At 67.3% G+C, this 13609-nt stretch carries 14 protein-coding genes; 5 read left to right on the top strand and 9 right to left on the bottom strand.

Going from position 1 to position 13609, the window contains the following annotated elements:
• Nucleotide 1 precedes the first annotated feature (1 nt).
• Nucleotides 2-262 carry a hypothetical protein gene (locus tag ACZYZ3_RS09215; RefSeq protein ID WP_463963520.1) on the bottom strand — a complete coding sequence of 87 codons (261 nt, stop codon included), beginning with the start codon at nt 260-262 and terminating at the stop codon, nt 2-4.
• 219 nt (nt 263-481) lie between these two features.
• Between ACZYZ3_RS09215 and ACZYZ3_RS09220 the strand changes: the two genes are divergently transcribed.
• The 3 genes from ACZYZ3_RS09220 (at nt 482) to ACZYZ3_RS09230 (ending at nt 3080) form a co-directional block, all read left to right on the top strand.
• Entirely contained in the window at nt 482-1192 is a 711-nt protein-coding gene (locus tag ACZYZ3_RS09220; protein ID WP_069952599.1) for a response regulator transcription factor, read from the top strand.
• A 5-nt stretch (nt 1193-1197) separates the two neighbouring features.
• Nucleotides 1198-2676 (top strand): sensor histidine kinase, encoded by a 1479-nt coding sequence (locus ACZYZ3_RS09225; RefSeq protein ID WP_463963591.1) that lies wholly within the window; start codon nt 1198-1200, stop codon nt 2674-2676.
• A 116-nt stretch (nt 2677-2792) separates the two neighbouring features.
• On the top strand, nt 2793-3080 hold the full coding sequence (locus ACZYZ3_RS09230; protein ID WP_463963521.1) for a WXG100 family type VII secretion target: 288 nt from the start codon (nt 2793-2795) through the stop codon (nt 3078-3080).
• Between the two features lie 27 nt (nt 3081-3107).
• On the opposite strand, the gene ACZYZ3_RS09235 is transcribed toward ACZYZ3_RS09230, so the two are convergent.
• From ACZYZ3_RS09235 to ACZYZ3_RS09260, 6 genes are all read right to left on the bottom strand, one after another.
• Nucleotides 3108-4097 (bottom strand): RNase H family protein, encoded by a 990-nt coding sequence (locus tag ACZYZ3_RS09235; RefSeq protein WP_463963522.1) that lies wholly within the window; start codon nt 4095-4097, stop codon nt 3108-3110.
• 121 nt (nt 4098-4218) lie between these two features.
• Entirely contained in the window at nt 4219-5856 is a 1638-nt protein-coding gene (groL, locus tag ACZYZ3_RS09240; protein ID WP_463963523.1) for a chaperonin GroEL, read from the bottom strand.
• A gap of 318 nt (nt 5857-6174) precedes the next feature.
• Nucleotides 6175-7419 carry an ABC transporter substrate-binding protein gene (locus ACZYZ3_RS09245; RefSeq protein WP_463963592.1) on the bottom strand — a complete coding sequence of 415 codons (1245 nt, stop codon included), beginning with the start codon at nt 7417-7419 and terminating at the stop codon, nt 6175-6177.
• Between the two features lie 110 nt (nt 7420-7529).
• Entirely contained in the window at nt 7530-7736 is a 207-nt protein-coding gene (locus ACZYZ3_RS09250) for a cold-shock protein (RefSeq protein WP_282382031.1), read from the bottom strand.
• 157 nt (nt 7737-7893) lie between these two features.
• Nucleotides 7894-8544: a LytR C-terminal domain-containing protein gene (locus ACZYZ3_RS09255; RefSeq protein WP_463963524.1), complete on the bottom strand. Its 651-nt coding sequence runs from the start codon at nt 8542-8544 to the stop codon at nt 7894-7896.
• An 81-nt stretch (nt 8545-8625) separates the two neighbouring features.
• Nucleotides 8626-8943, bottom strand: a complete 318-nt coding sequence (locus ACZYZ3_RS09260; protein ID WP_463963525.1) for a DUF3263 domain-containing protein — start codon at nt 8941-8943, stop codon at nt 8626-8628.
• Nucleotides 8944-9051: 108 nt separating this feature from the next.
• Between ACZYZ3_RS09260 and ACZYZ3_RS09265 the strand changes: the two genes are divergently transcribed.
• Both ACZYZ3_RS09265 and ACZYZ3_RS09270 read left to right on the top strand, forming a co-directional pair.
• The gene (locus tag ACZYZ3_RS09265) at nt 9052-9837 is read left to right on the top strand and encodes a uracil-DNA glycosylase (protein ID WP_463963526.1); all 786 of its coding nucleotides are present in this window, start codon (nt 9052-9054) and stop codon (nt 9835-9837) included.
• A gap of 68 nt (nt 9838-9905) precedes the next feature.
• Nucleotides 9906-10745, top strand: coding sequence for a siderophore-interacting protein (locus ACZYZ3_RS09270; RefSeq protein WP_463963527.1), 840 nt, complete (start codon nt 9906-9908; stop codon nt 10743-10745).
• Nucleotides 10746-10899: 154 nt separating this feature from the next.
• On the opposite strand, the gene ACZYZ3_RS09275 is transcribed toward ACZYZ3_RS09270, so the two are convergent.
• Entirely contained in the window at nt 10900-12396 is a 1497-nt protein-coding gene (locus ACZYZ3_RS09275) for a threonine/serine exporter family protein (RefSeq protein ID WP_463963528.1), read from the bottom strand.
• Between the two features lie 31 nt (nt 12397-12427).
• Nucleotides 12428-13501 carry a lipid II:glycine glycyltransferase FemX gene (locus tag ACZYZ3_RS09280; RefSeq protein WP_463963529.1) on the bottom strand — a complete coding sequence of 358 codons (1074 nt, stop codon included), beginning with the start codon at nt 13499-13501 and terminating at the stop codon, nt 12428-12430.
• Between the last annotated feature and the right edge of the window lie 108 nt (nt 13502-13609).

The raw sequence follows: 13609 nt of genomic DNA on the forward strand, positions 1-13609 counted from the left end.
GTCAGGCCCTGTTCTCGTCGGAACCCGCGGCGTCCTTGTCGCTGGTGGTCACGCGGAGGCTTCCGTTGAGCTTCCAGGTGGCGCGCGGCGCGTCCGGGCCGATGTCGCGGGGAACTTCGATGGTCATGTCGATGAAGTTGTAGTTGATTGCGGCGCCTTTGCCGGTCAGGTAGGACCACATCTCTTCAGCAAGATCCGCCCAGTCTCGGATGCTCCGGTCACCGGGGCCCGCACTGTCCGCTGCATTAGTCTCAGTTGTCACTGTGTGTCCTTTTCATTGGATACCCGCGCCCGTGCCGCGCGCGGCGGAGTGAGTTAGATAGGGCCACTCTAATGTCGCCGTGGGCGCAGGGGAATGCCCCAGGGAACCATTTGTGCTGATCGCTCCGCCGGGCCGGGCCGTCCGGCGGGCACTCCGATCCCACGCAACACACAACTTCCATTCAGAAAACTCCCAGATTCTGGGAGGATCATGGGAACCATGAAAAAGAACGGTCCTGAAGCCAAGCTGCTCGTCGTTGATGATGAACCGAACATCCGCGAACTGCTGTCCACCTCGCTGCGCTTTGCCGGCTTTGAGGTGGTCTCGGCGTCCAACGGGCGCGAGGCCCTGGCGGCGGCCGATCTGCATTCCCCCGACCTGGCGGTCCTGGACGTCATGCTGCCGGATATGGACGGCTTCACCGTCACCCGCCGGCTGCGCGCCGCGGGCAAGCACTTCCCCGTTCTCTTCCTCACCGCCAAGGATGACACCGAGGACAAGGTCATGGGCCTCACCGTGGGCGGCGACGACTACGTCACCAAGCCCTTCAGTCTCGACGAGGTGGTGGCCCGCATTCGTGCCGTGCTCCGCCGCACCCAGCCGCTGCAGGATGACGATGCGGTCATCCGCGTCGATGACCTGGAGCTCGATGACGACGCCCACGAGGTCCGCCGCGGCGGCACCGTGATCGAGCTGTCCCCCACCGAATTCAAGCTCCTGCGCTACCTCATGCTGAACCCCAACCGTGTACTGTCCAAAGCCCAGATCCTGGACCACGTGTGGGAGTACGACTTCAACGGTGATGCCTCGATTGTCGAGTCATACATCTCGTATCTGCGCCGCAAGGTGGACATTGATCCGGACGCCCCGGCCCTGATCCAGACCAAACGGGGCGTCGGCTACGTGCTGCGGACGGCTGAGAAGCGCTGACCTTGCTGCTGCACCGTTGGAAGTCGGCGTCGCTGCGGTCGCAGCTTGTTGCCATCATGACCGCGCTGATGCTGGTAGCCCTCACCGCCACCGGCGCCGGGACCCTGACCCTGCTGCACAGCTACCTGCAGGGGCAGGTTGATGACAAGCTCCGGGCCGCGGTCGCCTCGGTGGTCCAGCAGCAGTCCTTCAGGCAGCTGCAGGACCAGAACCAGAGCATCCCCACTGACTATTCGCTGATGCTTTTCGCGCCGGGACAAACGCCGATACCATTCGGCGGCGATAAGGAAATCCGCCCGGACATCGCCAGCATCAGCGCCGCCGATGCCGCGGAACGCCAGCAGGCCCCTTTCCAGGTCCGCGGCACGGACGGACGCAACTGGCGGGTGGTGGCGCTCAATGTCCTCGACAGCAACCAGCGCAGCTCCGTGGTGGTCATCGGGCTCCCGCTGTGGCCGGTGGATTCCGTGATGGAGCACGCCGCCCTGGTGGTTGTCGGCGTCGGGCTGCTGACCCTGGTGCTGGCGTTCTTCATCGCCACCTGGAGCATCTCGCGGTCCTTCCGGCCGCTGGCCCGGGTCGAAAAGACCGCCGCGGCGATTGCCGCCGGCGACCTCTCCCGGCGCGTCGAGATCGAGAACCCGAGCACCGAGGTGGGCCGGCTGGGCAGGTCCCTCAATGCCATGCTCGCCCATATCGAGACGGCCTTTGCCGCCAAGATGGCCTCCGAGGCGCGGATGCGCCGCTTCGCCGCTGACGCCTCCCACGAACTGCGCACCCCGCTCGTGACCATCCGCGGCTTCTCCGAGCTGTACCGGCACGGCGCCTTGTCCACCCCGGAGGACGTGGCGACCGCGATGGGGCGGATCGAAAGCGAAGCCAAGCGGATGGGAACCATGGTGGAGGACCTGTTGCTGCTGGCCCGGATCGATGAGCAGCGGCCGCTGCAGCAAAAGCCCGCCGATCTGCTGCTGATTGCCCACGACGCCGTGGTGGACACCCAGGCCAGCGACCGCGGGCGCGTCATAACCCTGACCGGGCTCGACGGCGGTCCCCCGGGTCCGGCGCCGGTGCTCGGCGACGAGGCCAAGCTGCGCCAGGTGGTCGGGAACCTCGTGGGCAACGCCCTGCGCTACACCCCCGAGGGTACGCCCATCGAACTCGCTGTCGGCGTCCGGACCGCCGCGGACGGCGCCCGGCAGTCCTTCATCGAAGTCCGCGACCACGGCCCCGGCGTCCCGGACGAGGAAGCCGCACGGATCTTCGAGCGGTTCTACCGCGCGGACACCTCCCGCACCCGGGAAACCGGAGGCAGCGGGCTGGGGCTGGCGATCGTCGCGGCCATCGTCGGTTCGCATGCCGGCACCGTCCGGGTCGCGAAGACCGACGGCGGCGGAGCCACCCTGGTGGTCAGCCTGCCGTTCCTGGACGAGGCGGAGGATAACGGTCCGGATGCCGGCACCCGTTCCGGTGACGGGGAGTAGCCCGGACCCGTGGAGGTTTCCACATAGCCGGACCGTGCGGTCCCCGGGCCCCTGCGGCCTGCCTAGGCCCGAGGGGTCCGGAGATTCCGGATCAGGCACCGCAGAGAGGGCATCCCATGAGCATCATCTCCGTCGACACGGAACTCCTCCAGCTCAAGTCGGCAAACGTCAAGGCCACCGTCGACCGGATCAGCGCTGACGTCCAGGCCATGAAACACGGCCTCGATGAATTGCAGGCCACGTGGCGCGGCTCGGCAGCCACCAACTTCCAGGCCCTCGTGGCCGAGTGGGCCCTGACCCAGGGGAAGGTCGAGGCATCCCTGGCGTCGATCAACCTGGCGCTGAACTCCGCAGCGGCCAGCTACGCCCAGGCCGAGCTGCACAATACCCAGCGGTTCAGCTGAGCGGCCGCCACGACGCCGGAGAAGGACTCAGGCTTCGGGGGTGCCCTGGTGGAAGCGGAGCCGCCACTGAGCGCCGTCGTGGACCCACAGGGAGCTGCGCAGGGCCGTCCCTGACCGGGCGTGGCTGCGGTAGGTCAGGAGGACCGTTTGTCCGCCCAGCCGGTCCGCGCCCAGCAGTTCCAGCTCGATGGGCGCTCCCGGCTGATCCTCGAGGGACATCATCACGGCATCCCGGGTCCAGATCCGGCCTGAGCTGCCGATCTCGGTGAAATCCGGGTGCAGCAGCACACCGGTGCGGCCGGGGTCCGCACGGGTTTCGGGCCGGAGGAGTTCGCGTTCCAGTGCCTCGACGATGGCTTCCGGGCTCGCGTCGGTGCCCGGGGCGGGCATGGTGTCCTCATCGAGCTCGCTGAAGAGGTCGGGTTCATCAAAGAGCGACGCTTCACCAAACAGCTGCTGCTGGCCGATCAGGGCCGGCGCGGCCTGCGCTGTCTGCGGACCCTGAGCGGCTGCGGGGGCGGTCCCGGCTGAGGGAGCCGGCGCCTCGGCTGCGGCACCGAAGCCGGGGCCCTGCCGGACGGCGACGCCCCGCTGGTACGCTGTCGCGGCTGCCCTCGCGCGGTCATCCGCCGCCTCATTCAGGTCGTGCCCGGCGTGGCCGCGCACCCATTCGAAGGTGTATTTGCGGCCGACCAGCGCCTGGTCGATCTCCTTGAGCAGCTCGACGTTCATGACGGGCTTGCCGTCGGACTTGCGCCAGCCCTTGCGTTTCCAGCCCGGCATCCACTTAGTGACGGAGTTGATGACGTACTGGCTGTCGCAGAGGATGTGCAGGTCCTCGCCCGCCAGGTGCGCGGTGGAGCGGAACAGGTCCAGCACGGCCATGAGCTCGCCCATGTTGTTGGTGCCGTGCGGCCATCCCCCGGCCCGCCAGCAATCGTCGTTCACGTACCAGGCCCATCCGGCCGGGCCGGGATTTCCTAAAGCCGAACCGTCGGCTGCTGCTGTAATCGTCACTGCACTATCCTGCCAGACCGGCCGGGCCTTCAACGCCGACGGCGGCCCCACCCGAAGGTGGGACCGCCGTCGTTGAACTGGAGGTTCAGCGCTGGACCAGCCAGCGCCGGAAGCCGGGTGGTTAGAAACCGCCCATGCCTCCCATGCCGCCCATGTCGTCGCCGCCGCCCATGGCTGGGGAGTTCTTCTCCGGCTTGTCGGCCACGACGGCCTCGGTGGTGAGGAACAGTCCGGCAATGGAAGCCGCGTTCTGCAGGGCAGAGCGGGTGACCTTGACCGGGTCGTTGATGCCGGCAGCCAGCAGGTCGACGTACTCGCCCGTTGCTGCGTTCAGGCCGTGGCCGGCAGGCAGGCCGCGGACCTTGTCGACGACAACGCCGGGCTCGAGGCCGGCGTTGAAGGCGATCTGCTTCAGCGGGGCATCGATGGCAACGCGGACGATGTTCGCACCGGTTGCCTCGTCGCCTTCGAGCTGCAGGTTGGCGAATGCCTTTGCACCGGCCTGGATCAGGGCAACGCCACCGCCGGCGACGATGCCCTCTTCAACAGCAGCCTTGGCGTTGCGGACAGCGTCCTCAATGCGGTGCTTGCGTTCCTTGAGCTCGACCTCGGTTGCGGCACCGGCCTTGATGACCGCAACGCCGCCGGCCAGCTTGGCCAGGCGTTCCTGCAGCTTCTCGCGGTCGTAATCCGAATCGGAGTTCTCGATCTCGGCGCGGATCTGGGAAACGCGGCCGGCAATCTGGTCAGCGTCACCTGCACCCTCGACGATGGTGGTCTCATCCTTGGTCACAACGACCTTGCGGGCGCGGCCCAGGAGTTCGAGTCCAGCGGTCTCAAGCTTGAGGCCGACTTCCTCGGAGATGACCTGGCCACCGGTGAGGATGGCGATGTCGGCGAGCTGCGCCTTGCGGCGGTCGCCGAAGCCCGGAGCCTTGACGGCGACGGACTTGAAGGTGCCACGGATCTTGTTGACGATCAGGGTGGCCAGGGCCTCGCCCTCGATGTCTTCGGCAATGATCAGCAGCGGCTTGGAGGACTGCATGACCTTTTCGAGGACAGCAACCAGTTCCTTGACGTTGGAGATCTTGGAGTTGACGATCAGGATGTACGGATCCTCGAGGACCGTTTCCTGGCGCTCAGCGTCGGTGACGAAGTAAGCGGAGATGTAGCCCTTGTCGAAGCGCATGCCTTCGGTGAGCTCCAGCTCGAGGCCGAACGTGTTCGACTCCTCGACGGTGATGACGCCTTCCTTGCCGACCTTATCCAGGGCCTCGGCAATCAGGGCGCCAATCTCGTTGTCACCGGCAGAGATCGACGCGGTGGCGGCAATCTCTTCCTTGGTTTCGATTTCCTTGGCGGAGGCCAGGAGCTCGCGGGTGACAGCTTCGACAGCCTTCTCGATGCCGCGCTTGAGGGACAGGGGGTCAGCGCCGGCCGCGACGTTGCGCAGGCCTTCCTTGACCAGGGCCTGAGCCAGCACGGTGGCGGTGGTGGTTCCGTCGCCGGCGACGTCATCAGTCTTCTTGGCAACTTCCTTGACCAGCTCGGCGCCGATCTTCTCGTAAGGATCCTCCAGCTCGATCTCCTTGGCGATGGAAACACCATCGTTGGTGATCGTGGGGGCGCCCCACTTCTTTTCGAGGACGACGTTGCGTCCACGCGGGCCGAGGGTGACCTTGACGGCGTCGGCGAGGATGTTCAGGCCCCGCTCAAGTCCGCGGCGTGCCTCTTCATCAAATGCAATGATCTTGGCCATAACGGCAGTAGTCCTTTCGGGACAGTCGTTAAGAATGAACCTTTGCTGCGGTGCCCGCGACGGACGATCCTTGCCCCGCGGCCTCTGTATGCCGCCGGGCCAGGAATCTCACCCCAGCCAGGTGTTTCTTTCGCTCCCGGATGCGGCTGCTGCAACTTCGCGGCCGGGCGAACCGGGCGTTGTTTTAGCAGTCGATACGCGGGAGTGCTAACTCAATAATTAGCACTCCCCCGGGGAGAGTGCAAGCAGTGCGCGCAACGGAACGCCCTGCACCGCCGGCTGGCGGGGCTCCGGCGCGACGCAATACGCTACGGGCGATTAACTCCCGTTGCTGCCGGCCGTCTCGCTGCCGCTCATGGTTGCCATGTTGTCCGCACCGTATGTGTAGACGACATAGTTGGCGGAACTGACATCACCGTTGGCATCGAAGCCGATCCGCCCGGATTCACCGTCGTAATCGGGCCGCTTGCCGGCCCGGAGGACGTCGAGGCATTCCTGGTAGCTCTTGCAGACCGTGGCTTCGCCGGAAGGCCCGGAGCCGCCGGACGCCTGGGCACTGCCCCCCGAGACGGCGATCAGGCTGGCCGCAACGGAGGCTCCGGCGTCGTCCTCCGCCGCAGCGGCCGCAACGGCGGCGAGGTTGACGGCGTCGTACGTCTCAGCGGCAAAGGTCATGTCCGCCAGCTCCGGATCCACGGACACCAGCTCGGCCTGGAAGTGCGCGGAGGCGAAGGTCCCGGGCAGGATTCCCCGGGCACCGCCGAGTGCGCTGGATCCAAGGCCTGAGCCGTACTGGTTGACCGCACCGTCGCTGAGGATGAGCTTCGCTCCGGCTACGCCGGCGTTGTTCAGCTCGGCGATGGCGCCCTGCGCCCCGGCCCGCGAGACCAGCACGACGGCGTCGGGAGCCGCCGCCTTCACGGCAGCGGCCGCCTGCTGGGCCTGGCCCGGGGCGAACCCCGCGACGGCGACGGACCCGAGGCCGGACCGCTGGGCGGCGGCGGCGACGGCGGTGGACACGTCTTTGCCGTAGCTGCCTTCCTCGTACACCACGGCGAGGGTGGCGGCCGCGCTGTCCGTGGCGAGCTTGACCAGCACGGGGGCCTGCGCTATGTCGGCCGCCGAAGTCCGGAAATAGAAGCCGCCGCTCTCATAGCTGCTGAGCCCGCTGGCAGTGTTCGCGGGGGAAATCACGGCGATCCTGGCGTTGGCTAGGACATCGATGGCGGCGGGAGCCCGGCTTGAGTCCGTGGGGCCAATGACGACGTCGGCTTTGGCCGCCACCAGCGCCTTGGCCTGCGCTCCGGTGTCCGCGCTGATGGTCTCCGGGAGCAACTCCACCGGCTTGCCCTTGTGGCCGCCCGCTGCGTTGATTTCCTTCACGGCAAGCTTTGCGGCAGCCAACTGGGGGGCGTTGAGGAAGCTCTGTGGGCCGGTGTTGTCGAGGATCAGCCCGATCCGCAGGGTGCCGTCACCGCTCGCGTCCGCCTGCTCCACGCGGGCGCCGCCAGTAGGGCCCAGACACGCGGTTGTGGTCAGGGCGGCAGCCGCGGCCACGGCCATGGCGCGGCAGACCCGCTGGGCCGCAGGCCGGCTCCGGAAGGTACTGCCAGGGGCCCTTGGAGCAGCGGCGTCGGCGGGGCCCTGCGGGGCGGGCGCTGCGGCGGCGAAGGTCACTGGACGGGCCGGACGCTTTCGGCCTGCGGGCCTTTTTCGCCCTCGCCGACTTCGAGTTCCACCCGCTGCCCCTCGTCCAGGGCACGGTAGCCCTCCCCCGCGATGGCAGACCAGTGCACGAAGACATCGGCCCCGGAGCTGTCCACGGTGATAAACCCGTAGCCCTTCTCGGCGTTGAACCATTTGACGGTTCCCAATGCCATTGGAGACCACACTTTCAGTTGGCTGGCGGGCGGCCCACCACAACGTGGGCCGCGGAATGCAAGCAGTCCGCAATTACTGTACCCACAGCCTCGGGCCGGAGCGCGCGGCTGGGTCGGGTCAGGCAGCCAATAGTTATTCAGGCGTAACCGGAACTCACTACTGGAAACCTGGCGCCAGGACAACAACGAGCGGGAGCTGGAAGTCGGCCGAGTCCACTACGGTCGGGATGCCCAGGAGTTTGCCAAGGGCTTCGGCGTTTGTCTTCTGCGCGGCACCGCTGTAGAAAATGACGGACCGCTGCTGGGGCGCACCACCCCAGTTTCCGAGCGTGCCGATTTTCCAGCCGGCGGTGGAGACGGTTCCGCCTACGCGGGTGGCCAGGCCCGCAGTGCCTGCCGCGTTGTAGACCGCGACCGGCTGGGTCTTGTCGACGACGGCAGCCGCGGAGGCGGCGGCGGGCGTGGTGGCGGGCGTGGAGGGTGCCACGCTGGCCTCCGGGTTCACCGGGGCAGGACTGGACGGCCCGGGGCTGGACGGCGCCGGGGTGGAGCTCGTGGGGGCGGGCGACGCGGCGGCGCTGCTGCCGACCTGCTCGGACGAGGCGGCCATCGGCTCGCCGGCGGAGGGGAATCCCAGCTTCGGCAGAATCAGGAAGGCCACGAGGCCGACGGCCAATGCCGCGGCGCCGACGGCCAGAATGGACCCCAGGCGGTGGCGGCGGCGGGTTTCGGCGACTGCCCGGTGGACACCCTGGCGTGTGGAGGTCTCCGGGACCCGATCAAATTCATCCCGAGCGTATTTGGTCATGGTAAAAACGACGTCCTTGCTGATTTCTGACGATTTGCCCACGCCGGCGTCCGCGCGGGAATCCGCGCATCCGGCTGTGCTTTACGCGTCTGAGCCCAAGCGGCGAGCAGTGCGCGCACGTTGGCGTGACGTACGTAGTCTACGCAATCTCTTCACCAGCATGGGATCGTGGGCCAGCGCATCCTCGGTGTCGATGAGGGCGTTCAGGAGTTGGTAGTAGTGCGTGGCGGAGAGGTCGAAGAGCTCCCTGATGGCTTGTTCCTTGGCGCCGGCGTATTTCCACCACTGCCGTTCCAGCGCCAGCATCTGCTGGTGGCGGCTGCCCAGCAGCGACTCGGGGCTGGTCCCGGCGGCGACAGATTCCGCCGTCGAGAGGCGCTCCTGCGCTTGTTCGGCCACGACACACTCCCTGCTTGTTCCGGTACGGCTGGATACGGTGAAAAGTCTTCACCCATGTTACGGGCGAATAACAGTGTTGTCATTCGCCACCCTGCGAGAATAGGTGCTGTGCCTACCTTCGACTCCCTTGACAGCGGTGCCCTGTTCGAGCTGGAGCCCGCAGTGACCCAACCCGTGGGCTTCGCCGGGCTGGCCCGCCTGCCGTTGCACGAGCTCGTGGCTGGCGACTGGGCCGGGGCGCTGGCCCCGGTCGAGGGGAAGTTGCGCGACGTCCTGTCCTTCCTGGGCCGGGAAGTCGCCGAGGGCCACGAGGTCCTGCCGTCGGCGTCGAACGTGCTGCGGGCGTTCCGGCGGCCGCTGGCAGAGGTCCGGGTCCTCATTGTGGGCCAGGACCCGTATCCGACGCCCGGCCATGCCGTCGGACTGTCTTTCGCCGTCGACGGCGCCACCCGGCCCATTCCGCGCAGCCTCGCCAATATCTACAAGGAACTCGAGGCCGATCTGGGGCTGCCGCCGCGGATCCACGGCGATCTCAGCGGCTGGGCAGACCAGGGCGTCCTGCTGCTGAACCGGGTCCTTAGCGTCCGGGCCGGGGAGGCCGGCTCGCACCGGACCAAGGGGTGGGAAGCCATCACGGCGGCGGCGATCAGCGCCGTGGCGGAACGCATCACAGCCGACGGCTCCCCCGCGCCGCTCGTGGCGATCCTGTGGGGCCGCGACGCCGGGACCGCCCGGCCGCTGCTGGGCTCCGCACCGGTGCTCTCCAGCGCCCATCCGAGTCCGCTCTCGGCCTCGCGGGGATTCTTCGGCTCCCGACCGTTCAGCCACGCCAACATGCTGCTCCAGGAGCAAGGCGACGGCACAGTGGACTGGGGACTGCCGCCGCTTCCCTAGCCGGCTGCCTCTACTGGCGGGCTTCACGGTCAGGGTTCCGTCCAGGGATGTTGGCTACGCTTGGCTTCATGACCTCAGTCCCCGCAGCCACCTCGGCCACCCGGAAATCCCGCCCACAGACCAGCCTCACCGTCCTGCGCCGGGAGCAGCTCTCGCGGCACATGGTCCGGATCATTGCCGGGGGTCCGGGTTTCGCCGGCTACGTGAACAATGACTTCGTGGACCGTTACGTCAAGATCGTGTTCCCGCAGCCCGGGATCGACTACCCGGAACCGCCGGACCTCTGGGAAATCCGGGAGTCCATGCCGCGGGATCAGTGGCCGCACACCCGGACCTACACCGTCCGCTGGGTCGATACGGCGGCCGGTGAACTCGCCATCGACTTCGTGATCCACGGCGATGAGGGCCTCGCTGGACCGTGGGCTGCGTCCGCCCTGGCCGGCGACGCCCTGACCTTCACCGGCCCGGGCGGCGGCTACAACCCGGATCCGGCCGCGGACTGGTACCTCTTCGCGGGCGACGAGTCCGCCCTGCCGGCCATCGGCGCCTCGATCGAATCGCTGCCGGAGGATGCCTGCGGTCTCGCCTTCCTCGAGGTGGACGGCGAAGCCGACATCCAGGCCATCGCGGCGCCGGCCGGTGTGGAACTGCGCTGGCTCCTGCGCAGCGGCGTGCCTGCCGGGGCCAGTGAACTGCTGGTCAGCGCGGTGCGCGACGCCACCTGGCCGGAAGGCCGCGTGCAGGTTTTTGCGCACGGCGAGCGCGGCTACATGAAGAGCCTGCGGGAGGTGCTCTACGCGCAGCGCGGGCTGGAGCGCTCCCAGGTTTCGCTCTCCGGCTACTGGGCGAGGGGCCGGGTGGAGGACGACTTCCAGGCCGAGAAGAAGCTCCCCATCGGCAAGATCTGACCGGCGCAAGATCTAACAGCAGATCCAGCGGGGTACCGCGGAGTTTCCCCACCTTTGCCATCACGACGCCGGGGATCGCCGGCCCGGCCGCCCGCCACGCCGTCGGGACCCGGCGAAGGTGGGGAAACCCGGCGGCGCAGAGTGCAAAGGGGACCTAGCGGCGCCGGGCCCGCCGCCGTTCGTTGCTGGCCAGGCCGCGCGTCAGGGGCCGTGCGAGCGTGTCACCGAGGACAATGCCTGCCGCGACGCCCATCACGATGGCCCCGGCGTTGAGCATCCCGCCGGCGCCGATCAGGATCTCGGATTCCTCGATGGTCAATACATACATGGACCGGAATATGGTGAGTCCGGGCAGCAGGATCAGCGCTGCCGGTACGGCCACGACCAGCTGCGGGGCGCCCATCCGCAGGGCGAGCACGCGGGCCAGCAGACCGATCACCACGGCGGCGAGGGCCGGAGCGAACCGCGGCCCGATCCCTGCGGCTTCTCCGCCGATCAGGACCAGGTAGCCGATGACGCCCACGGCCGCGGTGGGAAGGAGCAGCGCCCAGCTTGTCTGTTCGGTGATTCCGATCGCAACGACCGCGACGGCGATCATGATGCCGACGGCCCACCATGGATACGCCGGAGGGAATGTTTCCGTGACGTCGATCGGCTCCATCCCGGTCATGTCCCCGACCACGAAGCCGACGGCGATGCCGGCCACGAGCGCACCGAAGGTCAGCATGGTGGACAGGAACCGGCCGGCCGCCGTGACCGGGAAACCGTTGATCGCGTCCTGCACCGAGGAGACGAGCCGTCCGGTGGGCAGGAGCAGCAGGATTCCCCCGACCACCACGATGGCGGGAGGTATCTGGATTCCTACCAGGCCGCCGAAACGCCATAACAGCAGGGCGATGAAGGTGACCAGGAAGGAACACGAGGCAGTGACGAAGAAGTCCGGGGTGCGCCACCGCGACAACTTTCGGGCCAGCAGGCTGACCAGGAGATTGGACAGGAAGGCGACGGCTGAGGCTCCCGGGCCGCCACCGAGTACCCCGACGAAGACGGCGGAGAACACGCCGAACGCCACCGTGACCATCCATCGTGGGAACGGCTTGGAACTGTGCGTGATTTCCTCGAGCCGGCGCACAGCCTCCTCGCGTCCGACCCCGCCGGCGACGATGTCCGTGACCAGCTGGTGCACCTTGGCCAGGCCCGCGTAGTTATTGGTCCAGGACCTCACAACACGGAGCAGTGTGATGGGAGTCTGGTCCTTGGGTGCGTAGTTGATGGCTACGGACTGGTTGGTGATGTCCACTTCGATGTGTTTGAGCCCCAGCGCGGCCGTGATGGCGATGATGCTGGTTTCCACTTCGAGGGCGCCGGCGCCGTACCGGAACATGGACTCGGCCAGGTGCAAAGCGAAGTCAATGGTCTTGCGGGCCGAGGTGTCCACCCCGCCGACCTGGATCATCGGGTTGGCGTAGGGGCTGCCGGCCAGGCGGTCCACGATGCTCATCGGGGCGGTCGGCGGGTTTTCGCCCTGGACCAGGCGGCGCAGCATCCGCTTGGCCGCGGCGTTCTGGCGCACCTGCGTGGCCGACATCGGCTCGGTCCTGGGCAGCGCGTCGGTGTGCGGCCTGGGGCGGCCATCGGGTTCCTGGGTCATTCCGGCGTCCTTAATTTCCGTGGCTGCCGGTCTAGTAGAACTGCTGGCCCGTGCGGCGGGTGAAGAGCTGGCGGGCAATGCGTTCCCCCGCGGCCATCCAGGCCTTGTACTTGAACGGGCTCAGCACCTGGTCATAGCAGCCGACAAAGTCGGTCACGGTCTTGCTGAAGCTGGTCTTGAACAGGCCCAGTCCATGGAACGGGTTGGACGTGTCCTTGAGCTGGTCGCTGGGGGGCGTGCCGCAGAAGTCGTATTCGGTGCAGCCGAGGTCCTTGAGCTGGTTGATGGCCGTCCACTGCACCAGGTGGGAGTCGCCGTACTGGCCGCGCTTCTGCAGCGAGCCGCCGTCCTTGTAGGTGCCCTTGCGGCCGTAGTTGATGACGAAGGCTCCCACGGAGGGCACGCCGTCCTCGTAGACGAAGAGTAGCCTGCCTTGGCCGCGGCTGATGAAATTGGTCCAGAATTGGCGGTAGTACTCGTACTCGCGGACCCGGACCTGGGACTTGGCTTCCACCGTGGTGGTCATCAGCGCGTACATGGCGCGGAAGTTTTCCTCGGTGGGCTCCGCGTTGTGGACCACCACGTCCTCGCGGATCGCGCGCCGGACGGCGTTGCGGCCGCGCGAGTGCAGGTTGCGCAGCAGCTGGTTGGGGTCCGGGGAGATGTCGAGCAGGGCTGTGGAGTCGTTGGGCTGCAGGTTGTGCGTCTTGACCAGCCCTGCGCCCTCGATCACTCGCGTGGCCTCCGCTGAGAGCACGATGTCCGGCTCGATTTTAATGGCGAAGACGCCCAGCCGGGCCCGCTTGACGAACTCGGCGTTGGCAGCGGCGATGCCGGGGATGTCCTCGACCGAAGCCACATCCGGGCCCTTGATCAGGTACCAGAGCTTGCCCAGGAGCGGGAAGGACTTCTCCAGGATGAGGTTGTAGCTCGTGTAATCTGCCGTCTCGTAGACGAGGTGAAGGGGCTTCCAGCCAAAGTGCTGTTTGACCTCGGCGAAGGCTTCCGATTGCAGGAGATTTCCGCCATTGGGGTTCGCGGTGACGTGGGCGTCCCAGTTGGCGGTCTCTTCGGCAGAGGCGAAGCGGGCGGTGAATTCACGCAAGGGTGCGGGGTCCAATCATTGCGGTACGAGCGTCGGCGGCATGCGGACATGCAGGTTCAAGTCTATCCGCCCGGGCCCCTGTTCCCGCCCGGGAACGGAGCCGCTACG

The sequence above is a fragment of the Pseudarthrobacter linnaei genome, from assembly GCF_055412825.1.

Coding starts and splice junctions, on each gene's coding strand:
- ACZYZ3_RS09220 (WP_069952599.1), top strand. CDS start 482: ATGAAAAAGAACGGTCCTGAAGCCAAGCTGCTCGTCGTTGATGATGAA.
- ACZYZ3_RS09230 (WP_463963521.1), top strand. CDS start 2,793: ATGAGCATCATCTCCGTCGACACGGAACTCCTCCAGCTCAAGTCGGCA.
- groL (WP_463963523.1), bottom strand. CDS start 5,856: ATGGCCAAGATCATTGCATTTGATGAAGAGGCACGCCGCGGACTTGAG.
- ACZYZ3_RS09245 (WP_463963592.1), bottom strand. CDS start 7,419: ATGGCCGTGGCCGCGGCTGCCGCCCTGACCACAACCGCGTGTCTGGGC.
- ACZYZ3_RS09250 (WP_282382031.1), bottom strand. CDS start 7,736: ATGGCATTGGGAACCGTCAAATGGTTCAACGCCGAGAAGGGCTACGGG.
- ACZYZ3_RS09255 (WP_463963524.1), bottom strand. CDS start 8,544: ATGACCAAATACGCTCGGGATGAATTTGATCGGGTCCCGGAGACCTCC.
- ACZYZ3_RS09270 (WP_463963527.1), top strand. CDS start 9,906: ATGACCTCAGTCCCCGCAGCCACCTCGGCCACCCGGAAATCCCGCCCA.
- ACZYZ3_RS09275 (WP_463963528.1), bottom strand. CDS start 12,396: ATGACCCAGGAACCCGATGGCCGCCCCAGGCCGCACACCGACGCGCTG.